We start from the raw sequence: 25,789 nt of genomic DNA, 5'->3' as shown, positions 1-25,789 counted from the left end.
CCCATGGAATGGGGGAGAGGTGGCTCGGCGAAGCCGAGACGGAGAGGGGGAGCGCCATATGCGATTGTCCTTCCTCGGTGGGGAGATGTCCGGCAGGACAGAGGGGGCGTGAAGGATCGCTAGCGCCTGGGTCGACCAGTCTTTCCCGGCCGGCGCTTTTCGCGGCGGGCGTCGCCCGGATCCTCGTAAGAGCCGATGCCGGCGCGCTGGCGAACGATTGGCTTGGCGGAATCGTCGCGATCCTTCGCGCCTGCGCCGCCGGGCATCTCCCCCACACGGGGGGAGATCGGCTGGGGCTTGGTTGGCACTTTTCCCTCGACCGGTTTTTCCGTGCGCCGCACGGTCATCTCGTCGAGCGAGTTCTTCTTGAACAACGGCTTGGTTGGTTCGCCCGGTATACCGAAATCCGAGCCGTGCGCTTCCTGCGCCGACTGCTTCTTGAACAGCGAACGCGAGACGGCGCCTGCCGGCGTCGGCATATCGGTGCCCGGGCCCATGTCGTCGATCGAGGGTTTGGCGAACAGCGGCTTCTTGACCGGTACCGCGCCGTCGGCGCCCATTTCCTCGAACTCCGGCTTGCGGAAGAGGTTGGGCCGGGCAGCCTTGGCTGCTTCTTCAGCGGCACGTGCTTCGTCGAGCTTGCGGAAACGCTCCTGTTCCTCCGATGTACGATGTTTGGCCACGCCCTTGTTGTGCTTGCCCTTCTCGCGGCCCGAAACCGGGCTTTCCATGTCGGCGTATTTGGCCAATGGATCTTCCGAGATCGACAGTTCCATCTCGCGCAGCCGCTTGATCTCGTCGCGGATGCGGGCCGCCTTCTCGAAGTCGAGATTGGCGGCGGCGTCGCGCATCTGCTTTTCCATGGCGTCGAGATGGGCCTTGAGGTTGTTGCCCATCATCGCGCCGGCGCTGTCGGTGAACTGCGAGATGTCGGCGCGGACATGGTCCTTCTCGTAGACCGAGTCCAGAATGTCGGAGATGCGCGACTTGACCGATTCCGGGGTGATGCCGTTGGCCGCGTTCCATTCCATCTGCTTTTCGCGGCGGCGGTTGGTCTCGGCCATCGCCCGCTCCATCGAGCCGGTGACCTGGTCGGCATAGAGGATGACCTTGCCGTCGACATTGCGGGCGGCGCGGCCGATGGTCTGGATCAGCGAGGTTTCCGAACGCAGGAAACCTTCCTTGTCGGCGTCGAGTATGGCGACGAAGCCGCATTCGGGAATGTCGAGGCCTTCTCGCAAGAGATTGATGCCGACCAGCACGTCGAAGGCGCCCAGACGCAGGTCGCGCAGGATCTCGATGCGCTCCAGCGTGTCGATGTCGGAGTGCATGTAGCGGACGCGGATGCCTTGCTCGTGCAAATATTCTGTCAGATCCTCGGCCATGCGCTTGGTCAGCACGGTCACCAGCGTGCGGTAGCCGGCCTTGGTGGTCTCGCGGATCTCGCCGACGACATCGTCGACCTGCGTCTTGGCCGGGCGCACCTCGACCGGAGGATCGATCAGGCCGGTCGGGCGGATGACCTGCTCGGCGAAGACACCGCCGGACTGCTCCATCTCCCAGCCGCCGGGTGTCGCCGAAACCGCGACGGAAAGCGGGCGCATGGCGTCCCACTCCTCGAAGCGCAGCGGCCGGTTGTCCATGCAGGAGGGCAGGCGGAATCCGTATTCGGCAAGCGTCGCCTTGCGGCGGAAGTCGCCTCGGTACATGCCGCCGATCTGCGGCACGGTGACGTGGCTTTCGTCGATGAAGACCAGCGCGTTGTCGGGGATATATTCGAACAGTGTCGGCGGCGGATCGCCGGGCTGGCGGCCGGTGAGATAACGCGAATAGTTCTCGATGCCGGCGCAGGAGCCAGTCGCCTCCAGCATCTCCAGATCGAAGCGGCAGCGCTGTTCCAGCCGCTGCGCCTCCAGAAGACGGCCAGCCTTTTCAAGCTCTTGCAGCCGGTGCCTCAGTTCTTCCTTGATCGACTTGATGGCTTGATTCAAGGTCGGTCGCGGCGTCACATAGTGCGAATTGGCGTAGATCTTGACGCTTTTCAACTCGCCGGTCTTCTGCCCGGTCAGAGGGTCGAACTCGGTGATCGCTTCGATCTCGTCGCCGAACAGCGAGATGCGCCAGGCGCGGTCTTCCAGGTGGGCCGGGAAAATCTCGATCGTGTCGCCACGCACGCGAAACGAGCCGCGGACGAAGTTGACGTCCTGGCGCTTGTATTGCTGGGCGACGAGGTCGGCGAGCAGCGCGCGCTGGTCGAGCCGGTCGCCGATCTGCATCTGGAACGTCATCGCCGTATAGGTCTCGACCGAGCCGATACCGTAGATGCAGGACACCGAAGCGACGATGATGACGTCGTCGCGCTCCAGCAGCGAGCGCGTCGCCGAGTGGCGCATGCGGTCGATCTGCTCGTTGATCGAGGATTCCTTCTCGATGAAAGTGTCTGTGCGCGGGACGTAGGCTTCCGGCTGGTAGTAGTCGTAATATGAGACGAAATACTCGACGGCGTTTTCCGGGAAGAATTTCTTGAACTCGGAATAGAGCTGCGCGGCCAGCGTCTTGTTGGGCGCCAGGATCAGGGCAGGGCGCTGCGTCTCCTCGATCACCTTGGCCATGGTGAAGGTCTTGCCGGAGCCGGTGACGCCGAGCAGCACCTGGGTGCGGTCGTTGTCGTTGACGCCTTCGACCAGATCCTTGATTGCCGTCGGCTGGTCGCCGGCCGGCTCGAAATCCGAGACCATCTTGATGGCGATGCCGCCTTCGGATTTTTCCGGTCGGGCAGGGCGGTGCGGCGTCCACAGCACGCCGTCCTTGTGCAGCGGATTGCCGGATTCGATCAGCGCCGACAACGCGGCCACAGTGGCGGTGACGCCGCTGGAGGTCATGGTCTCGGCGTCTTCGAGAGAAATGTCGAGGCCGGCAACAGGATTGAGGCCGGCCGCGGTTCTCTCCCTGGCCGAGGCCGCGCCACCCATCGAAGTGCCGCGTGCGGTGCGGCCAGGGGAGGCAGAGCGTTCGGGAATCTTCTTTGCCACTTTCGGCGGCTTGGCGCCGCCGGAACCGCGCCCTTCCTTCTCCGCTTCCTGTTCGATCTGCTCGGCCCAGTCGGCGATCGAGCCGGTGAGCGGCGTGCCGGACAATTCGGCCTGCGGCGCTTCGGCAAAGCCGCCCTTGTGCAGCGGCTCCGACGCATCGAGGAAATCGGTCAGCGGGCTGCGCCGCTTGGGCGGCGAAGCACTGATATCACGCGCCGGCGAGGGCGTCTTCTTATCGGAGGGTTTGGCCATGACCCAAATATGGGAGGTATCGGCCAAAATGGAAAGAGCGGAGTGAAGAGGGGCACAGTGCCAGGCGAAGCTGCTGACAGAAGGCTGTCAGGAGGGCGTGATAGTCAAAATAGACCACCGTCACGCGAGAAATCGGTTTTCTCGATGATAGCGAAGCAACTCCTGATCCGGTAGAAAGCGACGCGGCATCCGCAATCGCGCGTCACCCATCTGTGTGATCTTGCTTCGGCTTTCGTGCTTCATATGAGGTGAGACAAGCATTCTCCCATCAGCCTCGAACGTAATCAACCCCAAGTCGAAGGCGCGATCATGAAGGCGGTTCAGGCAAATTCCGTTTCGTGGGTCAAGTCTACGTTCAATTTCAACAGACCAAGGTTTGATATGGCCGGCAACTAGCAACTCTGGTTGCTCAATTCCGGTAACAGCGCATTTAAAGTCGTAGGCGGAAAGCACCATGGTGCGAAATAGACCTTGCCGCGATCGTAATTTCGTTATCCCAAATCGATCAAGTGATCCTGGATTTTCGTACAGATAGACAGATGTGCCTTCGTCCGAAAACCCGGCGCTATCCCGCTTCTCGATCACGATCTGTCTTGATTCTTCTCGAAGAGATTCAAAGAACTCGGACCAAATCTCGCGATCGAGGGAACTGGCATGACTCATCCCAGATTGCGATATTGTCTCATCAAGGCTTGCGAGATTTGCAAGTTTGTACGCCACCGAGGCCGGCGTTCGACCTATTTGCAGCGCAAGTTGGATTATTTCCGGGTTGCCGCTATGGATTTTTCCGAACGGAGTCTGGACGTACAAGGCGACCGCCTTTCTCACCTCCTCCTCTGTCCACAGTCGTCGCTTCAATAGAACCAGCCTCGCTGATGAGCGCGACGAATTCGGCGTGCAAATTCAGCGACTGTCATCGAAAAAGTACAGTCTTCTACAGCTTCGCAAGCTTCAAGCGAGTGCAATAAATGGTCATCCTCATTTGTCTTGTCCGGGCGAAGTGGGGGGAGGCCGATCTTCTCTGGAATGAAATATTCGCCATCAAAGAGAAACGACCCTATCGTCTCGATATTAATCTTGCCTAGTAGCCTAAACTCCCCCCAAAATTTGTAATTAGAGGCGTCTCTATAAACGTATGAGACTTTTGTCATGAGCCGCTTTCCTTGAGGAAGGCGGCGTGTTTCCGATGGGTAATCTTCTTTTGGAACGAGAGACATCATGATTTTAGCTCTGGAAAATATGTGGATGGTTTTTCTAAATCCACACTATATACACCAAAGCGCTGAAGCATGACCGATTGAAACCAGTTCTTTTCGAGTTGATCACAGCTCAATTGAACCACAGCGCGAAGGTCAGGAATCCGGCGCCACCGAACTGGCGCTGGATCTGGTCGAACTCCCCGCTGGTCAGGATCCTGCCGCTTTCGAGATAGGGCGCGATGGCCGGGCCGGTGATCGACAGCACGAGGTCGAAGGGTTTCGGCTCGTCGAAGAAGCGCTTCATGTTGATGCCCTTGTCGGCGATACGGAAATGCGGCAGCAAGGCGCGGCCTTCAAGCAGGTCCTCGGCCATATCGAGCGTAGCGAGCCAGGCCTGCACCTGCTCCTCGCCGACGTCGAGGCCGGTGAGCGGGCTGGCGCCCTTCTGCTGCGGCCCGGGCAGCCATTCGCGGTCATTGTCGGTCTCGGCGCGGATCGCCTTCCAGTCCTCGCGCGACAGCCGGATCATTTCCATGAGATGGCGGCGCGCCGCCTGCCGGCGTTCCGGTTCGACCACGTGCCAGTTGACCAGATGCACCAGCGAGATGAAGTCGGCGATCCGCCATTCAGAGGAGAGAATGCTGCCGCTCATGCCGCCATCGGACGGGACGAGCGTGTCCTGCAGCGGAAGCTTGGCGCGCGGGAAGAGCATGTGGAAGGAGCCGTCGAACATGGTCCTGAAATCATGCGCCAGCCAGAAATCGGCCTGCGCCATCAGGAATTCGGCATAGCCCTGCAGCCAGTAGCCGTCGGCACGGTCAAAGCGGAAGGCGAGCGCAGGTGCGGCATCGCCCGTCGTGATGCTGCCTCGCGCCAGGGCCGCCATGATCGCGGCGCCGCTTTCATCAGGTGCAATGGCGCCGTCCTCGTTGAGATCGATGCCGAGGCGGGTGAGATCGACCTCCATGCCGATATCGGCGCCGGCGGGCACGGAGCCGAGCGTGGCGGCGGATTTTTCCAGCCGGTCGCGGAAGCCGACCAGGATGGCGCGGAATTCCTCATAGGTCAGCGGCCGGGGATTGGGATTGTCGGGCACGGGAAGCCGCATCAGCGGCAGCATGAAGGATTGCGGGCTCTCGAAACCATGGCGATGCAGGCCGCTCGCCAGGATCTCCAGCGCGGTGAAGAACTCGCCGGCGCCGGCGGCGTAGGCGGCTGCCGGATCGCCGGGTGCTGCCGCTTCCAGCGTTGCCAGTGCGGTGTTGCGTTCGGCCACGGTTTTCGCGGCGAACAGGGTGATTGCCGCTTCCGGCGTCGCGGCCGACGCGTAAGACAGTGGCAGGAACAGGATGAGGGCTGACGCCAGCAGGTTTGCAATTCGTGTCATCTTGTTCCTCCGCTGCACCATCTCTGATGGACCATACACGCATTTGGTGCGCTGCGCCCGATGCTAGGGAATGCGTCCACGGTTTCACTGCCTGATGTACGCGGACACGCTTCAACCCGTCCGGCAGACAGTCTACACAAGGCAAACAATTGGGCGTCGCGTGTCGAACTATCCGCTTTCCTACAAATTGTCGTGGCTGCCGCGCTTCCTTCGGCCTTCGCTTGGCGGCGATCAAGAAGGCTTTGCGGCGGCGGCTGCGACCTTGATCGAACCGCTGCCGGCGCAAACAATTCGGCTGGCGTTCGTCGGCGATATCTCGGCGGTGGCCAATGGCAGTGCGCCGGACTGCGATCCGGCGATTGCGGCGCTGCTCGCCTCCGCCGATCTGGTGGTCGGCAATTGCGAAAGCCCGGTGGTGGAGCGGCCAAGCGCGGCGATGGGCACGCGGCTTGGCACCCATCATGCGATGACCGAGCGGTTTCTCGCCGAGGCGCTGGCGGCCGTCGGCATAGCGCGTGAAAGGCTGGTGCTGTCGCTCGCCAACAACCATGTGCTCGATCAGGGTGTCGAGGGCTTCGACGAGACGCTTGCGGCGCTGGAGCGGCTCGGCATCCGCACCATCGGCGCCGCGGCGAAGGGGCCGGTCGAGCGCATTGCGATCGGGCCGCTCAGCATCGGCTTTGCCGCCTTCACGTTGTGGCGCAATGCCGATGCGACTTCGTCCGCGAGCTGCGTTTCGATGCAATCCGATCCGGCGCGCTGGCCGCGCGATGCATTTGACGGCCTTGATCTCCTCTGCGCGGTGCCGCATTGGGATTGGGAGTTCCGGCATTTCCCCAGACCGGATACGCGGGCGCTGGCCAGACGGTTGGCCGGCCATGGCGTCGGGCTGATCGCCGGCCACCATGCCCATGTCGTGCAGCCGGTCGAGCGGATCGGCAAGGCGCTCGTCGCCTATGGGCTCGGCGATTTTCTCGGCACCGCCTTTTCGCGCCAGCCATGGCCCGGCCGCATCGGCGGCATTCTCGTCGTCGATGTCAGCACTGAGGCCGGCACGCGCGCGGCGATCGCCGCCTACCGGCTGCACCCGTTCCTGCGGCTGCGGGCCGGCGACCACGAGCGACTGGTTGCGGTCGAGGCACTGGAAGGTCGAATGCGCGACAAGGCCGAAGGCCGGTTGGGCGCGATCTTTGGATGTTTTAGCGGCGATGGCTGATCTTGAGAAGTATGCGATAACCGGCGCTTGCAAGTCTGTTAACGCTACAAAACCTTGGATAATAGCAAAAGGGATGACTTTGTTGTTCTACGAAATGCCGGAAAACGGATAAGCATTTTTGCGGCTCCGGGACTCAAGACATAGTATGCCTTGATCACGGAGCGACCAAATCGACTTTGGCTCAAATAGCGATCTCTGAACTGCAAAAATTTTTGTAAAGGCGTCTCCCTGTATTTCCCGTCGAGCGCCGTGGCCATGAAGCAAAAAGTGTTTACTGTGTACGCCATCCGATTCAATGCAACCTTGCGCAAAACCACACGTATATTCTATGGATTGGTGGTCTTGGCAATGACTTTCTCGTGCCTTGTCTGGCCATCACAAAGCTATGCTCAGTCCAACAGCCCACCCCACTTGAATAATTTCGAGGGCAATCAGCGACAAAGTCCTGGTCCTGTAAGCGGCACCGCCAAAAATGCAGAGCGCTGCGAGGATCTGCAAGCCGAGAACGGATCAGAGATTTGCGCCCAATGGGCCGCCGTCCGCGCCGCTCAAGAAAGCGCCAATGCCGCCTCGTGGACTTTGTACGTCAGTGCAGTTGGCCTGTTTCTTCTTGTCCTTACCCTGTTCGCTACCGCCTATGCCGCTTTCGCGGCGCGCGATGCTGCGCTCGGACTGGTCCAATCCGAGCGACCGCACGTACGATTGTTCACGACCATTAAAACCAAAGACAAACTTGGCAGGATATTGTCGACGCAAGGCGTGACCTTCAAGAATTTCGGGCGCACTCCTGCTCTGATACGGAAGCTCCGCATTTCCTACGTTCTCGCTGATGGTCCTCCAGATCCTGAAAAGGAGAGCGCGTTCGAAAGAATTTATCCTGACGACTCTGTTATTGGACATGGTGAAACGTGGCCATACAAAGGGTTTGTTCCTCAGTTTCAGGGCAGAACAGTTAACGACCTAATCAAAATTCATAAAAAAACTGGTGAAAGGCTCTTTGTTTTTGGCAAGATAGTCTACATTGACTCTTTCGGTAAGGAACACTACACCAGATTCTGCCGGGAATTTACTGGTCGCAGCTTCACCTACAACCGGAATGATGTAGACCATCAGAAAAACCTCAACTACGCAACTTAGGGTCGGCCCGCTATCTCCGCATCTTTGCACATTCGGAATAAGGCCGTTAAGTGCTCAGAGCTTGCGAGGGGCGGGCGAAGACCCGTTCGCCCAGCAAAGCGCCGAAGCGACCCAACGAGCATCGCAACCAACTCTTTCCGAGCGGCCCACTGGCTGGCGACTTTCCCGCAGAAGCGGCTATCATGCCGAGGCACAGGCGGATTTTCGACGGGGGTGGCGATGGAAACTGCGGATTTCATGGCTGGTGAAGCTGACATCGCCGCTATCAAAAGCAATCTCGATGCCTATGAAGCCGAGAGAGCTTCGGCCTACCGGCAGGTCCGGTGGCGGGTGCCGCTGTTCATCGGCCTGGTGCTGGTGTTCGTGGCGCTGGTTGCGTGGCTCTTCAACAAGATCGCCGATCCCAACGAGCAATGGGTCTCGACGCCTCATGTGTTCCTCTATGTCGCGGGCTTCGTCGCGGCGATCGTGCTCTATTTCCAGGCAATCAAGCCGGCGAGCAGATTGCAGCAAACGACTCGCGAACGGCTGCTGCCGATCATCTTCGGCTTCATCGCGGAGATGCGCTACCAGCACGGCGTGACGCCGAACTCCTTCGACCGGCTGCCGCGCGAGGTGGTCGGTTCCTTCAACCGGCAGGCTTTCGACGACATCGTCTCCGGCCGCTATGAGGGGTTTCCGTTCGAGCTTTATGAGGCGGAACTGCGGGAAGGGACGGGCAAGGGTTCGTCGACCGCATTCAAGGGTGTCATCGTCGCCTTCGAAACCATCGCGCCGTTTCCCGGCATATTGGTGGCGACGCGCCGGGCCAATGTGGTCGTCGGCTTTTTCCGCGGCATGTTCGCCAGCAAGATGGAAGAACTGTCCAGCGGCGTGCCGGCACTCGATGCGGCTTACGAATTCCGCACCGACAATGCGCAGGCGGCCCAGCCGCTGGTGAGCGGCCGGCTGGCGCAGGCGCTGCAATGGCTCGGCGAAACATGGCCCGACGAGCCGGCGCGCGTCGCGCTCAACGGCAGCGACGGTTTTCTGCTCTTGCCGCAGCCGAAGAATTTCTTCGAGCTGCCCGATATCTCGGTGCCGCTCGATTACCAGACGCATGTCGCGCCGATGATATCGGATATCGGCGCGATGCTGGCGACGGCGGCGCTGGTGCGCAAGATCGGGGCGAGGGACGAGGCGGGTTAGTCCGGCTGGGCGATCAGCAATCGAAGCCGTAGTGGGTTCGCATGTAGTCGACTTCTTGCTTAGACATCGACTTGAACATCACACAAACGGTGAAACTGCCGACCTGGTGGCCGTTTCTGGTGTACCCCCAGTCGGAAATATCGTCCCGGTTGAATTCGATATACTGGCCGGCCGCGACGTTGCGGACAGCCTGCGGCTCATTGGCCAGTATCCCCCCGAATCCGGTTTCGGTCCGCTGGAACGGGATGACCCAGAAATGTTCGGTCACGTTTGCGTCCTTTATCATCACCTTCAGTTTGAACGTGTCCGTCCCAGGCGGCGGTGTTTGGGACAACGCCAGGAATTCATCCAGGCTGGCGCGTGCCTGTGCAGTCGCCGCCGCCATGTCCGGATCGTCCGGCGCCACCGCGACGACGCCGTCGTCGCCCTGACTGGGGTCCTGCGCCTCGGCGGATACAGGAGCAAGCGCCAGCATCAGGGACAGTATCACGTGGAATGCGTAGGTCATGGAATGGGTGCCCTTACAACGGTCGACATCATCATGCATTTGCTTCGAACTTTTTCAGTCCTGGCGCGAAGATTATCTCGATTGCAACTATAGGAAGCCACGCTTTTGATGGCGCAACCGCGCGGCGCTATGGTTTTTGCCAGAGCCCCACGCTATCGATGCGAGCGGGGGTGCATGATGGTCGAAGAACGCAAAGGGTTTCGCCTGTCGCGGCGGCTGCTGCTTGGCGCGGCGGTCGTCGGTGGGGCGGCGCTGTGGGGCGGGACGACGGTGGCGCGGCTGGCGCGCGGTCCGTCGGGACAGAAGAATACCGGACGCGTCGTCGACATAGACGGCATCCCGCTGCCGCTGGAGCCGCTGGCGACCTCTCCGGCCTTCGATCCTTCGCTGCCATGGTCAGCCAAGGGCGGCGCCATCAACGATGCCAGCGGCCTGTCGATGACGCCGGTCTACGGCGTGGTAGAGGTGCGCGAGGAAGACGACATCGCCAGGGCGTTGGCCTTCGCCCGTGCTAACGGGCTGAAAGTCTCGGTCGCCGCGGTGCGCCATTCGATGGGCGGCCACGCCTTCGACGACAATGCGCTGGTGCTCGACCTCAGAAAGTTCAACAAGATCAGCGTCGATGCAGCGGCCAGGACGATGACCTTGCAGCCCGGCGCTTGCTGGCACGACATCCAGAACCTGCTGCATCCGCGCTTCGCGGTGAAGGCGATGCAGTCGACCGACATCTTTTCGGTCGGCGGTTCGCTGTCGGTCAATGCGCATGGCATGGACCATCAGGCCGGCTCGGTGGCCGGTTCGATCCGCTCGATGCGGGTGATGCTGGCCGACGGTTCTGTGACGACCTGCTCCCTGAGCGAAAACGCCGAATTGTTCCGTCATGTCGTCGGCGGCTACGGCCTGTTCGGCGTCGTGCTGGAAGCGACGCTCGACATCGTCGACAACGCCGTCTACCGGACCTCGCGCGATATCATCAAATCGGACGACTTTCCGACGTTCTTCGCCGAGGTGCTGGAACCAAACAGGACGATCGGTCTGTTTTACGGGCATCTGTCGACGGCGCCGGGCAATTTCCTCGAGGACATGATCGTCTACCGTTACGACAAGGTTGCCGAGCAGCCGCCGCCGGACCAGCCTGATATCGGCGAGCCGGGCGGCGTTGGCCTGAAGCGGGTGATCATGAACCTGGCGAAATGGGGCAGCCTGTTCCAGGAGCTGAAATGGTTCACCGAAAAGACGCTGGAGCCGAAATTCGAGAGCTGCACGGTGGCGCGAACGGCGGCGATGGGAGAAGGCGAGGCCTGCCTCGTTACGCGCAACAATCCGATGCACGATTCGGTGCCCTATCTGTTCAACGACTTGAGGGACGAGACCGACATACTGCACGAATATTTTATTCCGCGCGCCGCCTATAATCCATTCATCGCCGAGGCGCGCGAAATCCTGCGCAAGCAGAGCCTGCCGGTGCTCAACGCCTCGGTGCGTATCGTCCACAAGGAGGACATCGCGCTGAATTATGCGCCGGAGCCGGCCTACTCGCTGGTGCTCTACATCAACCAGCCAACCGATGCCGACGGCAATGCCAGGATGCGTGAGCTGACACGGGCTCTGATCGACCTGACGATCAGGCATGGCGGGCGGTTCTTCCTGCCGTACCAGTTGCACTACACCGGCAAGCAACTGCTTGCGTCCTATCCGGAGCTGCCATCCTTCCTGGCGAAGAAACGGCAGTACGATCCGGCCGAGCTGTTCTCCTCGACCTTTTACCGGGCGCTGAAGGGGCTGAGCGGGACGGCATAGACGTCAGGAAAGGACTTCATGCCAAGAAAGTAGCGCTCTACGGCGCCCCCTCTGTGCTGCCGGACATCTCCCCCACAAGGAGGGAGATTGGCAGCTTGCTCGCCGCCTCTCGTCTTGCAACGTTGAAAATTGGCGAAAACGGTCGCGACATTCGATCTCCCCACCCGTGGGGGAGATGTCCGGCAGGACAGAGGGGGGGCCGTAGAGCGCTATGTTTCAGCCGTTCACCCTGTCGTCAGGCATTCAACCTTCGAGACCAACCGAGGGTCTACAGTCCCGTCGGCACCAGGCCGGCCAGCCAGTTCACGGATCGCTTTGCCGCGTCGGCAGTCGCCGAGGCGGCACGGCCAAGGTCGGTCTTGACCAGGGCATAGCCATTCTTCGTGCGATAAAGCACGCCGTCGTCGACCATCTGTTCATAGGCGACGGGCCGGGCGGAGGCGGCCTCCATGGCCGTCGTCGGCGAGCCGACCGGGACGCTCGGCCGGCGGCTCAATTCCGGCGGCAGCGGGCTTTCGGGTTGAACGGCCCGGCTGGCCGGCTTTAGTTCCGGGCGCGACGCCGTCTCGGCCAATTGCGAGGCGGACGACGAGCCCTTCGCGCGGCAAATGCCGGAGACCAGCGGGTAATTGAAATTGCGCTCATGCAGCATCTGGCTTTTCATCGCCGCTTCGCATTCGGCGACGGTCGACCATTTGGCCGGCGTCTCGCCGATATATTCGCAAAGCTTGGCGTCGCAGTCGCAGCCGACGATGGTCATGGCGACAAGGGCGGTCTTGATCACGGCATGGTCCCTTCGCGTTCCCTCTACCAGTCAGGGTAGAAAAAGGCAGGATTTGGCCGCGATCAGGGAATGTGCAAGGCGAAGTGTTGCGCAACGTTTCACGGGGCGGCGACTGTGACCGAAAAGCCTCAGTAGTCGTAGACATGCTCCAGCTTGGCGCCAGCCTTCATCAGCGCCGGCAGCACGGTGTGAAGCTTGCGCACGGCGACGGTCAGCCCGGTTCGGCGCGTGGCCGGTTCCGCCGGGATTTCATAGCTGAACAGGATGCGGGCGCCATCGGGAACGGCGATCTCGTCATTGGAGAGCGTGGTGACCAAGATCTCGTCATTGCCGCCGATCTCGACGAAGGAGATGCCCTTGCCGATCAGGCGCGGGATCATGTCGGTGAACACCTGGTAGCGCCGGGTGACGAAGATCGTGCCGTCGGCGCCGTAGTCGCGCTCGAGCAAGGTGTCCGGCTCGTTGCGCGTCGCTTCGCCGACAGGCCCCTTGGCCCAGACGTGGATGTCGAGCATGGCCGGTTCGGAGGTGGCCGCGACCGCCTGGCTGATCAGGTCGGCATAGAACTGCTTGATCGTATCGGCGAGGCCGAAGGCGAGCTTGCGTTCGCTGGTGCGGACGGAGCCATCATCCGGCGCCGGCTCGACGGCAAACAGGCCGGCGCGCTTTTCGGCATAGGGGAACTGATACCACGGCGTCTGATCGAGAAAGCCTGCATATTCGGCCGCCACCTTGGCCTGGTAGATGTCGGCGGCGGTCCGCCTGCCGGCGGTCGCTTCTGTGATGCGGCCGACCGTGTTCTCATAGGCCCATTGGATTGCATGCTCGATCGTATGGCTGGTGCCGATGATCACCAGCATCTGGTGGTTGGCGAGGTTGAACTTGTAGCCGGAGCTGGCGCGGATGACCATCGCATAGTCCTGCCAGTAGCGGCCGATACAGGACCAATAGGGAAAGCCGCTCGGCTGGTTCTTGTCGACGAAGCCGGCATAGTCGCGGGCGGCGTAGACGATCGCCCATTCCGGATAGGTGAGGAAGGTCGATTCCTCCGGCCGTTGGTAACCGGGGATTTCGGTGCGCACCTTGTCGGCCAAGGCCTTGGGCGGAGCGCCGTCGGCGATGCCCGGCAAAGGTGCGGTGTCGAGAGACGACGTGGTGAGAAAGCCATAGGCCAGCCCGACGATCGGGATGAGCACGACGATGACGACCAGCCAGAGGATCGCCTTGATGATGCGCTTTATCAGGCGGAGCAGGAACATGGCCGCTCAGGCCGTGGCGAAATGATCGTACACGCGCTTCGACAGCCAGAAGCCGACATAGACGGCGAAGCCGCCGATGACGAGGTGCGGCAGGTTGGCGAAGAAACGGGCCGGGAATTCAACGTCGTTCAGGGAGCGGAAGCCGTTGATGAAGATGCCGGCATCGAGGCAGCCGGAACCGGTTACCAGGCCGAGCACGCCGTCGAACAGATAGACTGAGCCAAACAGCTTGAAATAGAACACCGCCTGACGGTGCGAGATGAAGGCGGCGGCCAGCGCCCAGACGCCGGAAAAGGCATGCAGAAGGTCGTCATACCATTGCAGCGAGAACAATCCGAACAGATTGCCATTGGCGTCGTTGAAGGCCGGTATGTAGCCGATGGCGACGACGCCGAAGAACAGGAAGGCGTAGGCTATGGCAAGCTTCTGGATTAACGTCATGAAGTATCCCCCTCCAAGTGACGCTAAACGTTAGCTGATTTTGGTGCCAGTTGCAGCCCCAACCAAAAAGACCGTAAAAATTGTGGGGGATGCCGGGTCGTGGATGCCCGGTCGAAAAGACAGTCGGCGCCGGGATTTCTCCCAGCGCCTCCCTGTCAGATCAGGACACGGTCGCGGCAGCAACTTCCGTAAAGACGTCGCGCCATGCCGGCCTTGATTTTGACGGTCCTGCCAGTCCGCTACCCGAGAGCAGCGTCCGTTCGGGACCACGCCGGCCTTCACCCTTGCGAGCTTCATCCAGCGCGCCATCGAAGGTTTTTGCCGTCCTTCATGGCAGCATCGGTCCGCCGTTGGCGTTCGCACGCTTTCCGCGGCCCCGTAGGTCTCGGCATCCGTCCCTCCTGCAGGCAAGCCTGCTATCGTTCCGGGCCGTACGGGCCTCAGGAAATCCGCCGTTCCGCTTTGCCTTTCGGCGTGGCGATCGGTAGCCGCCTGAGATGGGTTCAATGTATGCCGGATAAGTGTCTTGGGGAACCGGCCCGAGCCTGTGAATAGCGGGATTATCGGGGACCAGTGCGTTTTTCGAGACAGGCCCGGCCTGGGGCGGGGTGAGGACATCCACGGCGAACATCGTCAAATATTCGGCGCTTGCTCCGCCGGCCGTCACGGGCTTCAATGCCGGCAAAGGATTCTTGGGCCGGTAAAGATTCTGGGCCGGCAAAGGATTTTAGGGCCGCGGCGCCCTCGACGTCCTTTGGGGGAGGTTGCTTGAAGGTCGGGGTGGTGCTCAATCCGATTGCAGGTGGCGGCCGGCTGAAACGGCATTGGCCCGAGATCAGTGCGTCGCTGAAAAAGCACTTCGGCGATTTCGAGTTGCGCGAAACGCAGGCCGAAGGCGATGCCGAAAGGCTGGCGCTCGACCTCGCGGCCAGCGGTTTCGAGCTGGTGATTGCGGCGGGCGGCGACGGCACGGCCAGCGAAACGGCCGACGGGCTGCTGCAGGCCTTTCAGGAACACGGCCGGACGGCCGCGCTCGGCCTTTTGCCTTGCGGCACCGGCATCGATTTCGCCCGCGGGCTCGACCTCTCCGGCGAAGTCGACCTGACGCTGAAGCGCATCGCCGGCGCCAAGCCCCGCAAGGTCGATGCCGGGCGCATCTGCTATATCGACGATCACGGCGCGCTGGCCAGCCGCCATTTCATCAACATCGCCAGCCTCGGCCTCTCCGGCGCCACCGACCGCGCGGTCAATGCCGACAAGCGCAAGGGCAAGGTCTCGGCCAGGGCGTTGTTCTATTGGCGCACAGTATGGGAATTCATGCGCTACCGGTTCCAGGACGTCAGGATCACCGTCGATGATGGCGCGCCGGTCGAGGCGCGCATGGCGCTGGTGGCGGTGGCCAACGGAAAATTCTTCGGCGGCGGCATGATGATCGCGCCGGACGCCGAGCTTGACGATGGTCAGTTCGACATCGTCATCCTGCGCGCGGCCGGCAAGCTGAAACTGATCTGGGACATCCGCCTGCTCTATGGCGGCCGGCATCGCAACCATCCGGCGATCACCATCCTGCGCGGCAAAAAAGTGGTTGTCGAACCGCTCGGCGATGTGGATAAGAACGGCGCGCTGGTCGACATAGACGGTGAGTCGCCCGGGCGCATACCGGCGACATTCGAGCTTCTCCCCGGTGCTCTGACGCTCAGATGTTGAATCAACGCGTTGAGAGATTGCTTCAGGTTGTTCCGCTCGCGATTCCGGCGATCCACTCAATCCACTGAAATCGCTTGATAATTACGCGAGGTCAGATTTCCAGTTTTGCCGGGAAACCGGGCGCGCGCAGCTCCGTTCCGACTGCATCTTCCAGCAGTTTGACGATCTGGGTCGACCAGGCACCGCCGCCATAGGCGGCCTTGCCTTGCTCGAAAATCGCGTTGACGCGTGAGGCCAGATCGAGCGGCACGCCGAAATCCTCGCCCATACGAAGCGCGAAGCCGAGGTCCTTCAGCGCCAGGTCCATGGTGAAGCCGATGTCGTAGGAACCGTTCAGCACGAGCTGGCTTTCGGTCTCGTGGACGAAGCTGTTGCCGGAGGAGGCGACGATCGCGTGATAGGACTGGGCAAGGTCGAGCCCGCCTTGCTTTGCCAGCATCAACGCCTCGCCCGCGGCGACGAGGTGGATGAAGGCCAGCATGTTGGTGATCACCTTGATCACCGCCGCGGCGCCGACCGGACCCATCAGGAAAGACTTCGCGCACATCGCTTCGATGGCTGGGCGATGACGCGCATAGAGCGCTGCATCGCCACCGACCAGCGCGGTGATTTTTCCGACCGCCGCCAGATGCACGCCGCCGGTGACCGGGCATTCCAAGGTCTCGATACCTTTCGCGGAGGCAAGTGCAGCGAGCCGGACGATCTCGTCACGGCCGTTGGTCGACATTTCGATCCAGCTGCCGCCCCTGGGCAGACCGTCAAGCAATCCGCCGGGGCCGGCCAGCACCGCCTCGCTGACCTTCGGCGAGGGCAGGCAGGTGATGGCGTTGCCAGCCCGCGCTGCGGCTTCAGCCGGGCTGTTCGCGGCGGTGGCCCCGAGTGCCACCAGCCGTTCGACGGCGGCGGGGTCGCGATCGAAGACGGTGATGGCAAAGCCGTTGCGGACCAGGCTGGCGGCAAGGTTGCCGCCGAGATGGCCAAGGCCGATGAAGGCGTAGCTTTCGCTCACGGCATCAACGGCGTCTGCATCATCTGCAGATGCAAGTCCTTGCCGTTCCAGGGATGCGCCTCGCAGACGGCTTCATCGAGTTCGACGCCAAGGCCGGGTTCCCTGGACGGGATGACGTTGCCGTCCTGCCATTCGATCTTCTTCTTGAGCAGCGTGGCGTGGAAGCCGTCCCATTGCTTCAGCGATTCCAGGATGAGGAAGTTGGGCAGGGTCACCGCGAGCTGGATGTTGGCGGCGCCGACGATCGGTCCGCAATAACAGTGCGGCGCGACCTGGATGTGGTAGGCCTCGGCCATGGCGGCGATCTTCTTGGTTTCGAGAATGCCGCCGGAGCGTCCGAGGTCCGGCTGCAGGATGGTCGCGGCGCGGTTCTCTATGACACGGGCGAACTCGAACTTGGTTGTCAGCCGCTCACCGGTGGCGATCGGGATCGACGTGCCGCGGGCGACCTGCGCCATCACCTCAGGCATGTCGGGTGGCACCGGCTCTTCGAACCACAGCGGATCGTAAGGTTCGATGGCGCGGGCGAGGCGCAGCGCGCCTGATGCGGTGAACTGGCCGTGGGTGCCGAACAGGATGTCGGCGCGGGTGCCGACAGCCTCGCGGATCGCCTTGACCATGCGGGTGGAGACATCGATGTCGATGAGGCGCGGCTGGTGACCGTCGAAGGCGGTGTAAGGGCCGGCCGGATCGAGCTTCACGGCATTAAAACCCTGCTCGACATATTCGAGCGCGCAGGCCGCGGCCATCTCAGGGTCGTTGTAGACGTTCCTGCCGTCCGGCGCGTCCTCGGAATGGACGCTGCCGGTGTGCGGATAAAGGTAGGTGTAGGAGCGCAGCGTCTCGTGCACCTGGCCGCCGAGCAGCTTGAAGACCGGCTTGTCGGCCTCCTTGCCGATGATGTCCCAGCAGGCCATTTCAAGCGCGGAGAAACAGCCCATGCCGGAAACATCCGGGCGCTGGGTGAAGCCCGAGGAATAGGCGCGGCGGAAGAAGTTCTCGATATCGTGCGGGTCGCGGCCGATGAGGTAGCGCTCGGCCATGTCCTCGATCATCCTGGCCGTGACGTGGCCCGAGAAGGTGGCGTTATAGGCTTCGCCATAGCCGACGACGCCGCCATCGGTGGTGAGCTTGACGAAGATGAAATACTTGCCGCCGATGCCCGGCGGCGGGTTGCCGACAACCCAGGTCTTGACGTCGGTGATTTTCATTTTTGGTCCTCCAGAACCAGTTCGGCGCCCTTCCATCCGGTCATGATCGAGGCGGCGTTGGTGTTGCCGGTGATGTTGTCGGGAAAGATCGAGGCGTCGATGACGCGCACACCGTCAAGGCCGTGCACTTTCAGCCGCGGATCGACGACGGCGCGCGCGGGGTCCGGCCCCATGCGGCAGGTCGAGACCGGGTGATAGACGGTGCCCGAGCGCTTCCTGAAATCGGCGATCAGGTCGGCGTCGGACTGGATTGACGGACCCGGCAGAACCTCTTCCTCGATGATTTCGGCCATCGCCGGCATCGAGGCGATCTTGCGCACGAATTTCACCGCCGCCAGCATTTCATCGACATCGGCGTTGGTGGAATAGGCGTTGGCGGTGATCCTGGGATAGTCGCGCGGGTTGCTGGAGCGGATCATGATCTCGCCACGGCTCGACGGGCGGCAATTGGACAGGCCGATGGAAAAGCCCGGCCAGGGATCCGGCGTCAGGATCGGGCGTTCGCCGCTTTTCGGGATGACGGTCGAGAAGGCCTGGAAATAGAGCTGCATGTTGGGCCGGCTGGCGGCCGGGTCGGTGCGGAAGAAGCCGCCGGCATTGTTCATCGACAGCGACAATGGGCCGGAGCGCATGAGGATATATTGCATGCCGACCAGCAACTTGCCCCACCATGGGCGCAGGATCTGGTTGAGCGTCGGCAGTCTGCCCTTGAATGTATAGTTGATGCCGACATGGTCCTGCAGGTTTGCCCCGACATTCTCGTTGGCATCAACCATCGGAATGCCCAGCCCCTTGAGCAGCGCCGAGGGTCCGATGCCGGACAGTTGCAGCAGTTGCGGCGAGTTGACCGAACCACAGGACAGGATCACTTCGCGTCCGGCGCGGGCGGTTCTCGTCTCGCCGTTCTGCAGATATTCGACGCCGACGGCGCGCTTGCCCTCGAACAGGATCCGGGTCGCCAGCGCATTCATCTCGACGCGGACGTTTTTGCGCTTCATCGCCGGGCGCAGGAAGGCGCGGGCGGCCGACATGCGGCGGCCATTCCTGGTGGAGATCTGGTAGATGCCGACGCCTTCCTGCGAGGCGCCGTTGAAATCCGGATTGAGCGGCAGGCCGGCCTGCTGGCCGGCGGCAAGGTAGCGATTCGTCAACGGATGGACCGAATTCGAACAGTCGGTGATGTGCAGCGGCCCGCCGGCGCCGCGCCAGCGGTCGGCGCCAGCTTCATTGTCTTCCAGCGCCTTGAAGGCGGGCAGGATATCGTCATAGCCCCAGCCGGGATTGCCGGCGGCCGCCCAAGCGTCGAAATCCTCGCGCGCGCCTCTGATCCAGACCATGGCGTTGATCGAGCTCGAGCCGCCAAGCAATTTGCCGCGCGGCCAGTGGTCGGCGTTGCCGGCAAGGCCGGAATCCGGCTCGGCCTTGTAGTTCCAGTTGACCGCCGGATCGAAGAAGGTCTTGCCGTAGCCGAGCGGCATCTGCACGTAAAAGCGGCGGTCGGTGCCGCCGGCTTCCAGCACCAGAACGGAGAAGCGGCCGGAGGCCGACAGTTTGTCCGCCAGGACCGATCCGGCCGAGCCGGAGCCGACGATGATGAAATCAAAACTCTGCATGATGGATGCGGGCTGCTCCGGAAATCTGGCCGCAGCCTAGACGGCGCACGCTTCCCAAGTCGCCGTGCCTTCCGGCATCGGTTGTGAAAAAAGCGACCGGCGGTGCCAGGTCGGGTTGCGGGCGATTCCGACATTCGCGCTTGATATCTATGGGGGTCGACATCTTATGCGATGGCTCCCCAGACGGCTGCGCCCTTGCATCGACCTTCACTACGTCTTACGTTTGGCATATCGATCAAATGAGGGTATGACAATGTCGAACACTGCAACCCTGTCCTCGAAGTTCCAGATATCGATCCCCAAGGCGATCCGGACCGCCCAGCATTGGGAGGCGGGCCTGACCTTTGCCTTCATCCCGAAGGGAACGGGCGTGCTACTCGTCCCTGTGCCGAAGCGCGAAGCGTTGAAGGGGCTGGCGACGGGCGCTTCGGCGACGGAATATCGCGACCGGTCGGACCGTTTCTGATGGTGCTCGTCGATACCTCGGCTTGGATCGAATGGCTGATAGGCTCTCCGACCGGAGAGCAGGTGGCCGATCATCTGCCCGAGCGAGCCGACTGGCTCGTTCCGACCATGGTGCAGTTGGAACTCGCAAAATGGCTCACTCGCGAAGTAGGCGAAGACAAAGCTGATCAGACCATCGCCTTTACGCAGGTCTGCACGGTGGTCCCGCTTGACACGGAAATCGCCCTGGCGGCCGCCGAAGCCTGCCGGAGGCACAAATTGGCGACCGCAGATGCGATCATTTTCGCGACCGCTCGAGCGCATGACGCGACGCTCCTGACTTGTGACAAGCATTTCGAGAGCCTGCCAGATGTCACCTTCATCGAAAAGATCCAGAGCTGACCTTGTTCGGGCCGCGGGGTGATGCGGAATTACGGTGACAGTGCACCATTCCTTCGTCGCTGACTCGTTTTTCTGGGTTGCAAATATGGTCAAGTGCACCGTTATTCGTAATTCACGTCACCATCAGCATTTTGCTTGAAATAATAACGCATGATCGGGCGGGCTGGCACATTGCGAGCGACAACGCTGAATCCGGCGCGGGCGAAAGTGGAGGCATATCCACTGCCGGAAGCGCTCGGCGACACGTCGGCGTCAAAGGGATAGGCTTCGAGCGCAGGGGCATGTGCGCGCCGCGCAGTTTCCAGCGCCGCTGCGATCAGGTGGGATGTGACGCCCTGCCGGCGGTATCTTTTTCGCACGTAGAGGCAGGACAAGGACCAGACCGGCACATCATCCACCCGCCTGAGCCCCCACAGCCGATCGAGCCAGGGCACGGCATCTCGCGGTGTCACCTGGCACCATCCGACAGCCTTATCGCCGTTGAAAACAAGTACGCCTGGGGAAGGACCATTCTCGACGGCTTGCCGGAACGCGGCCTTGTTTTCCTCGCCCGGTCGCTTTCGATAAGAGCTACCGATGCGCCCGTACATGCACCAACAGCGACTGCAGACTGCGCTCTCATCGAACAGCTCCTCGAGCGCGGGCCAAAGATCTGATGTCAGAGGGCAAAAGGTAAGTTTCATGTCGGCTGCCTTCCTCAACTCACTTTGCACAGTCTAGCACTTGCTGGTACGCGTTGACGCATCGGCGCCATGCCGATACGTGATTGGAACTGTCGGTCTGGGGGAATTTCCGCATGGTGCACTACGCTGAAGGCCAGCCGATCGGCGACCTAACGCTGAGAACCCTGGCGATGCCCTCCGATGCCAATGCGGCAGGCGACATTTTCGGCGGCTGGGTGATGGCGCAGATGGATCTTGCCTGCGGCATCCGCGCCGCCGAGCGCGCCAAGGGCCGGGTGGTGACGGCGGCGGTGAAGGAGATGTCGTTCGCCAAGGCGATGAAGATCGGCGACACGCTGTGCATCTACACCCATGTCGAACGCGTCGGCCGCACGTCGATGACGCTCAAGGTCGAGGCCTGGGCGCAGCGCTACCTTTCCGACCTGATGGAGAAGGTCACCCATGCCGATTTCGTCATGGTGGCACTGGACGGCGAAGGCAAGCCGAAGGCGGTTCCGGCGGAAGGCTGACCGGCCAGATCTCCAAGTTTCGATATCGCCAGCAGGACCGACACGGCGCGCGGTCCTGCAGGCCGATTCTGTGTGAAGCGTCTCACAGTCCCGTTCGCACATTTCCGGGACCATGTCCGGCAGGGCATGGGGGAAGACAATGCGTCAACGATTGCTGAACGGCGCATTGGCGGGCGCGCTTGCAGCCCTGTTCTGCCTGTTGGCCGCAACCGCCTATACGGAGGTCAAACAGGGCAGGGCAGAAGCCGGCTGCGCCTTCGAAAACCACATCCTCGAGAGACAGGCGGCCAGGTGCGAAAACTGCGCTTCGGCGGCGTGCGGCACCGGTGCGGCGACCACGCGCAATTGCGGTGAAGGGGCGAGCTGCGCCACCGACGGCAAGGCGGCCGACCTGGCCCCGAAATCGACGCGTACCGGAAGCCGTCCGCGGGCCGGGATGCCGATGCAGCCGTAGGATACGCCGACGCTGCGCGCCGCGCGCAAACCCTTGCAGCGCAAGGGTTTCAGGCGTGAATGCCGTCGAACTTCGCCCGCGCCGCCTTGACGCGTTCGGTGTTCTTGCGCGCCCATGCGCCGAGTGCCGCGACCGGCACCAGCAGCTCGCGGCCGAGATCGGTCAGCTCGTAGTCGACACGCGGTGGGATGGTCGGAAACACGGTGCGGGTGACGAAGCCGTCGCGCTCCAGCCCGCGCAAGGTGGTGGTCAGCATCTTCTGCGAGATGCCGCCGACGGCCGTTCTCAATTCGTTGAAGCGCAGCGGGCCGTCGCCGAGCTTGCCGACGACGAGAACGGTCCATTTATCGCCGACGCGCTGCAGGATCTCGGAGACGGCGCGGCAGTCCTCGGTGTTATGCGGGTGCCTCAGTAACAAAAACGTGCCTCCTTGCACTTCGAGTCTGCGGTATCTCATATAGCGCCGGTATCCAAACGATACCACAATTTCCCGGAAGGAGAGCCCCTCTATGTCCAAGCCCAAAATCGCCATTGTCGTCGGTTCGACGCGCGCCGCGCGTTTCGCCGACGTCCCGACCGAATGGATCGCCAAGATCGCCAGGTCGCATGCCGACATCGATGTCGAAGTCGTCGACCTGCGCGATTTCCCGCTGCCGTTCTTCGACGAGGTCGCATCCTCCGCCTGGGCGCCGTCGCAGAACGAAGTGGCACAGCGCTGGCAGAAGAAGGTCGCCGAGTTCGACGGCTTCATCTTCACCGCCGCCGAATACAATCACGGCCCGACCGCCGTGCTGAAGAACGCCATCGACTACGCTGCCAACGAATGGAACAAGAAGCCGGCCGGCTTCGTCGGCTATGGCAGCGTCGGTGGCTCGCGCGCCGTCGAACAGCTGCGCCTTTACGCCGTCGAGCTGCAGATGGCGCCGGTCAAGTCGGCCGTCCATATCGCCTGGGGCGATTTCCTTGCCGTCCGCCAGGGTGAGAAGAAGCTCGAAGAGATCGAGCATCTGAACCAGGCTGCCACCGCGCTGGTCAACGACGTCGCCTGGTGGGCCAAGGTGCTGAAGGCGGCGCGCAAGGCTGACGCGATCGCCGATGAAGCCAGGGCGGCCTGATCGCCTGTCTGAATTATCCTCCCAAGGATATGGGGCGGCGCTTGCGCCGCCCTTTTCAATTTCTTATCGGGGTGCCGCGACTCCAGCGTAGTGGCTTCCCAATTGCCAGAAGGGCAGCGGGAACCGCCCGCGCTCCTCTTCGACAAGGTGGAAGCCCGCCCCGCGGATCAGGCGCAACGGATCGCGGTTGAGGTGGCAGCCGCCGGCGAACTGTCCCCATCGCCGGTTCAGGCGCTCCTGCCACCTGCGGCAACGCGGCTCCTCGGCCTGACCGTGCTCGATGAAAATCAGCCGGCCCGTGGGCTTCAGGACGCGCCGGATTTCGGTGAGCGCCGCCTCAGGGTCCGGAATGGTGCAGAAGGCATAGGTGACGACGACCGTGTCGGCGAAGTCATCGGTCAACGGCAGGCTTTCGCCGCTGGCCCGGAGGCATTCGACATCGAATGGCAAGGAACGGCTCTGCGGTCCGGCCAGGCCGAGCATCGTGCCGTCGGGATCGATGCCGACCAGTCGTTCTACTCGGGCGGGGTCGTAGTAGGGAAGGTTCAGGCCGGACCCGAAGCCGACTTCGACGACAATGCCTTCTGCCCGCGGAATCATGCGCTTTCGCATGTGCGCGAATGCGTTGGCCGAACAGCCGGCGTGAACGAGATAGGGAGCAATACAGCGTGCGTACCAGGAGAGACAGGATTGGCACATGTCTCAGCCTCCTTGCCCTGTGTTCGCGGGGCCATTCGGGACGCCATCCCCGGCAAGGGCTTCGAACGTGCGATGGTGGGGGAGAGTATTGACCAGTGGCATTTCTCGCTCCAAGGGAGTGTTCCTATCGGGCCCGATCGGCCCGACGTCGTGGGGTAGATAGAAGGCCGGCGTCCCCTCAACGTCCCCGCTCGGCCGCATGCGGACCGATGGAACGATTGGAGTTCCAATTTCTGGGTTTTCCGGAGTTCCGTCAGAACGGGAAGCGGGTGGAGCTCGGCTTGCGCAAGGCGGCAGCGCTCCTCATCTACCTCGCCGAAGCCGGCCGGCCCGTGGCGCGCGAGGTCGCTGCCACGCTTCTATGGCCCGAAACCGACGAGGAAGCCGCACGGGCACGCCTTCGGCGCACACTGTATAAAATCCGCATCGCGTTCGGCAACGAGGTCATCACTGCCACCGGAGCATCCCTCGGTCTCTCCGTCGAGGTCGACTCCCAGGCTTTCGAGCATGCCTGCAATGTCGGTCCTCTCGACGCGGCAGTCGACATCTATAAGGGCGACTATCTCGCCGGCTTCTCACTCCCGGATTGTCCGGAATTCGAGGAATGGGTCTTTTTCAGGCGCGAGGCTCTGCGCAGCCGATTGGTGCAGGCACTGGAGCGGCTCGTCGAAGCAAAGATCGCCGGCGGGGAGCCTCGCGCCGGGGTCGTGCATGCGACACGCCTGGCGGAGCTGGACCCTTTGAGCGAAAGCGCACACCGTCACCTGATCCGTGCCCATCTGGCGGCTGGGGACAGGGCGGCAGCCGAGCGCCAGATCGAAGCTTGCGTCCGGCTGCTGCGAGAGGAACTCGGTGTAGCGCCTGATCCCACCACGCTTGCCTTGGGTGAGCCAACCAAGCTAGCCACTTTGGACGTTCCCAGAACGCGCTACGTCGAAGTGGACGGCATCCATATCGCGTTCCAGATCGCTGGCAGCGGCCCGCTGGACATCGTGCTTGTCCCGGGGTTCATTTCGCATGTAGAGCGGGTCTGGGAAGACAGAAGCTGCCGCGCCTGGATATCAGCGGTTTCGCGCCTGGGCCGCCTGATCCTCTTCGACCGGCGCGGCATGGGGCTTTCCGACCGCGTCGGCGCTCGTCCGACCGTCGAGGCGACGGCGCAGGATATTCTGGCAGTCATGAATGCGGCCGGCAGCCGCCGTGCCTTGCTCATCGGCGCGTCAGAGGGTGGGCCGGGTTGCATCCGTTTTGCTGTGGATCACCCCGATCGCCTGAGCGGCCTTGTTCTCTGGGGTTCCCTGGCCAAAGGCAGCCACGCGCCCGACTATCCTTTGGCCCTGACCGTCGCGCAATACGAGCTGTGGACGCAACGGCTGATCGCCGGCTGGGGTGGCCCGGCGGAAATCGGAACCTTTGCCCCGAGCCTCGCCGGCGACCGCCAGGCGCAGAACTGGTGGGCCGGATTGCTCAGGGCAGCCTCCAGTCCCGGCGCGGTCGCGGGCCTGCTCGAAGCGCTGCGTGATACCGATGTGCGTCATCTGCTTGCAAAGGTCTCGGCCCGGACGATGGTTCTTCACCGCTCCGGCGACCGCGCCGTGCGCGTCGAGGCCGGGCGCTTTCTCGCGGCCCAGATCCCAGGCGCGCGATTCATCGAGGTCGACGGTGACGACCACTGGTTTTGGGTCGGCGACCAACAGAAGCTGCTCGATAGCATCAGCGCGTTTGCACGACGCGGTTGAT

The 25,789-nt window shown here is 62.3% G+C and carries 26 protein-coding genes; 11 read left to right on the top strand and 15 right to left on the bottom strand.

Annotated features, from left to right (window positions below; all coding sequences use genetic code 11):
• Positions 1 to 119: 119 nt before the first annotated feature.
• The 4 genes from uvrB to CN311_RS08330 all read right to left on the bottom strand — a co-directional run bounded on the left by uvrB (position 120) and on the right by CN311_RS08330 (position 5,870).
• The gene (uvrB, locus tag CN311_RS08340; protein WP_097572839.1) at positions 120 to 3,284 is read right to left on the bottom strand and encodes an excinuclease ABC subunit UvrB; all 3,165 of its coding nucleotides are present in this window, start codon (positions 3,282 to 3,284) and stop codon (positions 120 to 122) included.
• A 120-nt stretch (positions 3,285 to 3,404) separates the two neighbouring features.
• Positions 3,405 to 4,112, bottom strand: coding sequence for an HNH endonuclease (locus CN311_RS08335; protein ID WP_208866457.1), 708 nt, complete (start codon positions 4,110 to 4,112; stop codon positions 3,405 to 3,407).
• 26 nt (positions 4,113 to 4,138) lie between these two features.
• A complete protein-coding gene (locus tag CN311_RS32190; RefSeq protein WP_133117154.1) occupies positions 4,139 to 4,504 on the bottom strand; it encodes a hypothetical protein in 366 nt (121 codons plus the stop codon).
• A 109-nt stretch (positions 4,505 to 4,613) separates the two neighbouring features.
• Positions 4,614 to 5,870 (bottom strand): hypothetical protein, encoded by a 1,257-nt coding sequence (locus CN311_RS08330; protein WP_097572853.1) that lies wholly within the window; start codon positions 5,868 to 5,870, stop codon positions 4,614 to 4,616.
• Positions 5,871 to 6,030: 160 nt separating this feature from the next.
• Between CN311_RS08330 and CN311_RS08325 the strand changes: the two genes are divergently transcribed.
• The gene (locus tag CN311_RS08325) at positions 6,031 to 7,086 is read left to right on the top strand and encodes a CapA family protein (RefSeq protein ID WP_097572837.1); all 1,056 of its coding nucleotides are present in this window, start codon (positions 6,031 to 6,033) and stop codon (positions 7,084 to 7,086) included.
• Between the two features lie 44 nt (positions 7,087 to 7,130).
• Here CN311_RS08325 and CN311_RS33830 read toward each other — a convergent pair whose 3' ends face one another.
• Positions 7,131 to 7,343: a CFI-box-CTERM domain-containing protein gene (locus CN311_RS33830; protein WP_425351060.1), complete on the bottom strand. Its 213-nt coding sequence runs from the start codon at positions 7,341 to 7,343 to the stop codon at positions 7,131 to 7,133.
• Between CN311_RS33830 and CN311_RS08320 the strand changes: the two genes are divergently transcribed.
• Together CN311_RS08320 and CN311_RS08315 are read left to right on the top strand one after the other, a co-directional pair.
• Positions 7,342 to 8,223, top strand: coding sequence for a hypothetical protein (locus CN311_RS08320; RefSeq protein ID WP_097572836.1), 882 nt, complete (start codon positions 7,342 to 7,344; stop codon positions 8,221 to 8,223). The two genes, CN311_RS33830 and CN311_RS08320, sit on opposite strands and share 2 nt — an antisense overlap.
• A 219-nt stretch (positions 8,224 to 8,442) precedes the next feature.
• Positions 8,443 to 9,411 (top strand): DUF3137 domain-containing protein, encoded by a 969-nt coding sequence (locus tag CN311_RS08315; protein WP_097572835.1) that lies wholly within the window; start codon positions 8,443 to 8,445, stop codon positions 9,409 to 9,411.
• 13 nt (positions 9,412 to 9,424) lie between these two features.
• Here the strand turns inward: CN311_RS08315 and CN311_RS08310 are convergent, their stop codons facing one another.
• Positions 9,425 to 9,919 carry a YegJ family protein gene (locus tag CN311_RS08310; protein WP_097572834.1) on the bottom strand — a complete coding sequence of 165 codons (495 nt, stop codon included), beginning with the start codon at positions 9,917 to 9,919 and terminating at the stop codon, positions 9,425 to 9,427.
• 177 nt (positions 9,920 to 10,096) lie between these two features.
• Between CN311_RS08310 and CN311_RS08305 the strand changes: the two genes are divergently transcribed.
• Complete coding sequence (locus CN311_RS08305) at positions 10,097 to 11,719, top strand: FAD-binding oxidoreductase (RefSeq protein WP_097572852.1); 1,623 nt, start codon at positions 10,097 to 10,099, stop codon at positions 11,717 to 11,719.
• A gap of 268 nt (positions 11,720 to 11,987) precedes the next feature.
• On the opposite strand, the gene CN311_RS08300 is transcribed toward CN311_RS08305, so the two are convergent.
• From CN311_RS08300 to CN311_RS08290, 3 genes are all read right to left on the bottom strand, one after another.
• On the bottom strand, positions 11,988 to 12,503 hold the full coding sequence (locus CN311_RS08300; RefSeq protein WP_097572833.1) for a hypothetical protein: 516 nt from the start codon (positions 12,501 to 12,503) through the stop codon (positions 11,988 to 11,990).
• Between the two features lie 128 nt (positions 12,504 to 12,631).
• Positions 12,632 to 13,762, bottom strand: a complete 1,131-nt coding sequence (locus CN311_RS08295) for a hypothetical protein (RefSeq protein ID WP_097572832.1) — start codon at positions 13,760 to 13,762, stop codon at positions 12,632 to 12,634.
• A 6-nt stretch (positions 13,763 to 13,768) separates the two neighbouring features.
• A complete protein-coding gene (locus CN311_RS08290) occupies positions 13,769 to 14,203 on the bottom strand; it encodes a hypothetical protein (RefSeq protein ID WP_097572831.1) in 435 nt (144 codons plus the stop codon).
• Positions 14,204 to 14,971: 768 nt separating this feature from the next.
• Between CN311_RS08290 and CN311_RS08285 the strand changes: the two genes are divergently transcribed.
• Entirely contained in the window at positions 14,972 to 15,910 is a 939-nt protein-coding gene (locus CN311_RS08285) for a diacylglycerol/lipid kinase family protein (RefSeq protein ID WP_097572830.1), read from the top strand.
• A 91-nt stretch (positions 15,911 to 16,001) separates the two neighbouring features.
• On the opposite strand, the gene CN311_RS08280 is transcribed toward CN311_RS08285, so the two are convergent.
• The 3 genes from CN311_RS08280 to CN311_RS08270 are packed head-to-tail and all read right to left on the bottom strand — an operon-like array spanning position 16,002 to position 19,743.
• Positions 16,002 to 16,919 carry an NAD(P)-dependent oxidoreductase gene (locus CN311_RS08280; RefSeq protein ID WP_097572829.1) on the bottom strand — a complete coding sequence of 306 codons (918 nt, stop codon included), beginning with the start codon at positions 16,917 to 16,919 and terminating at the stop codon, positions 16,002 to 16,004.
• On the bottom strand, positions 16,916 to 18,130 hold the full coding sequence (locus tag CN311_RS08275; RefSeq protein ID WP_097572828.1) for a mandelate racemase/muconate lactonizing enzyme family protein: 1,215 nt from the start codon (positions 18,128 to 18,130) through the stop codon (positions 16,916 to 16,918). Before CN311_RS08275 ends, CN311_RS08280 begins: the two co-directional genes overlap by 4 nt.
• Positions 18,127 to 19,743 (bottom strand): GMC family oxidoreductase, encoded by a 1,617-nt coding sequence (locus tag CN311_RS08270; protein ID WP_097572827.1) that lies wholly within the window; start codon positions 19,741 to 19,743, stop codon positions 18,127 to 18,129. Before CN311_RS08270 ends, CN311_RS08275 begins: the two co-directional genes overlap by 4 nt.
• Before the next feature lie 247 nt (positions 19,744 to 19,990).
• Here CN311_RS08270 and CN311_RS08265 point away from each other — a divergent pair, with 247 nt between their 5' ends.
• Together CN311_RS08265 and CN311_RS08260 are read left to right on the top strand one after the other, a co-directional pair.
• Positions 19,991 to 20,209 (top strand): AbrB/MazE/SpoVT family DNA-binding domain-containing protein, encoded by a 219-nt coding sequence (locus CN311_RS08265; RefSeq protein WP_280954028.1) that lies wholly within the window; start codon positions 19,991 to 19,993, stop codon positions 20,207 to 20,209.
• Positions 20,209 to 20,589 (top strand): type II toxin-antitoxin system VapC family toxin, encoded by a 381-nt coding sequence (locus CN311_RS08260; RefSeq protein ID WP_097572825.1) that lies wholly within the window; start codon positions 20,209 to 20,211, stop codon positions 20,587 to 20,589. Before CN311_RS08265 ends, CN311_RS08260 begins: the two co-directional genes overlap by 1 nt.
• Before the next feature lie 101 nt (positions 20,590 to 20,690).
• On the opposite strand, the gene CN311_RS08255 is transcribed toward CN311_RS08260, so the two are convergent.
• A complete protein-coding gene (locus CN311_RS08255) occupies positions 20,691 to 21,272 on the bottom strand; it encodes a GNAT family N-acetyltransferase (protein ID WP_208866456.1) in 582 nt (193 codons plus the stop codon).
• 113 nt (positions 21,273 to 21,385) lie between these two features.
• On the opposite strand from CN311_RS08255, the gene CN311_RS08250 reads away from it, so the two are divergent.
• Positions 21,386 to 21,781, top strand: coding sequence for an acyl-CoA thioesterase (locus tag CN311_RS08250; protein WP_097572823.1), 396 nt, complete (start codon positions 21,386 to 21,388; stop codon positions 21,779 to 21,781).
• Between the two features lie 139 nt (positions 21,782 to 21,920).
• Complete coding sequence (locus CN311_RS08245; RefSeq protein ID WP_097572822.1) at positions 21,921 to 22,235, top strand: hypothetical protein; 315 nt, start codon at positions 21,921 to 21,923, stop codon at positions 22,233 to 22,235.
• Positions 22,236 to 22,284: 49 nt separating this feature from the next.
• Here the strand turns inward: CN311_RS08245 and CN311_RS08240 are convergent, their stop codons facing one another.
• Complete coding sequence (locus CN311_RS08240; RefSeq protein WP_165779628.1) at positions 22,285 to 22,653, bottom strand: winged helix-turn-helix transcriptional regulator; 369 nt, start codon at positions 22,651 to 22,653, stop codon at positions 22,285 to 22,287.
• Positions 22,654 to 22,744: 91 nt separating this feature from the next.
• Here CN311_RS08240 and CN311_RS08235 point away from each other — a divergent pair, with 91 nt between their 5' ends.
• Positions 22,745 to 23,350, top strand: a complete 606-nt coding sequence (locus CN311_RS08235) for an NADPH-dependent FMN reductase (protein ID WP_097572820.1) — start codon at positions 22,745 to 22,747, stop codon at positions 23,348 to 23,350.
• A gap of 63 nt (positions 23,351 to 23,413) precedes the next feature.
• Here CN311_RS08235 and CN311_RS08230 read toward each other — a convergent pair whose 3' ends face one another.
• Positions 23,414 to 23,962, bottom strand: coding sequence for a class I SAM-dependent methyltransferase (locus tag CN311_RS08230; protein ID WP_245440782.1), 549 nt, complete (start codon positions 23,960 to 23,962; stop codon positions 23,414 to 23,416).
• Positions 23,963 to 24,258: 296 nt separating this feature from the next.
• Here CN311_RS08230 and CN311_RS08220 point away from each other — a divergent pair, with 296 nt between their 5' ends.
• The gene (locus tag CN311_RS08220) at positions 24,259 to 25,788 is read left to right on the top strand and encodes a bifunctional AfsR/SARP family transcriptional regulator/alpha/beta hydrolase (protein WP_097572817.1); all 1,530 of its coding nucleotides are present in this window, start codon (positions 24,259 to 24,261) and stop codon (positions 25,786 to 25,788) included.
• Position 25,789 lies beyond the last annotated feature (1 nt).

Origin of the sequence: Mesorhizobium sanjuanii (assembly GCF_002529485.1) — a bacterium.
GTDB classification, from domain to species: domain Bacteria; phylum Pseudomonadota; class Alphaproteobacteria; order Rhizobiales; family Rhizobiaceae; genus Mesorhizobium; species Mesorhizobium sanjuanii.
The sequence above is the reverse complement of the archived record's forward strand: the minus strand, read 5'-3'. Positions and strand labels throughout refer to the sequence as shown.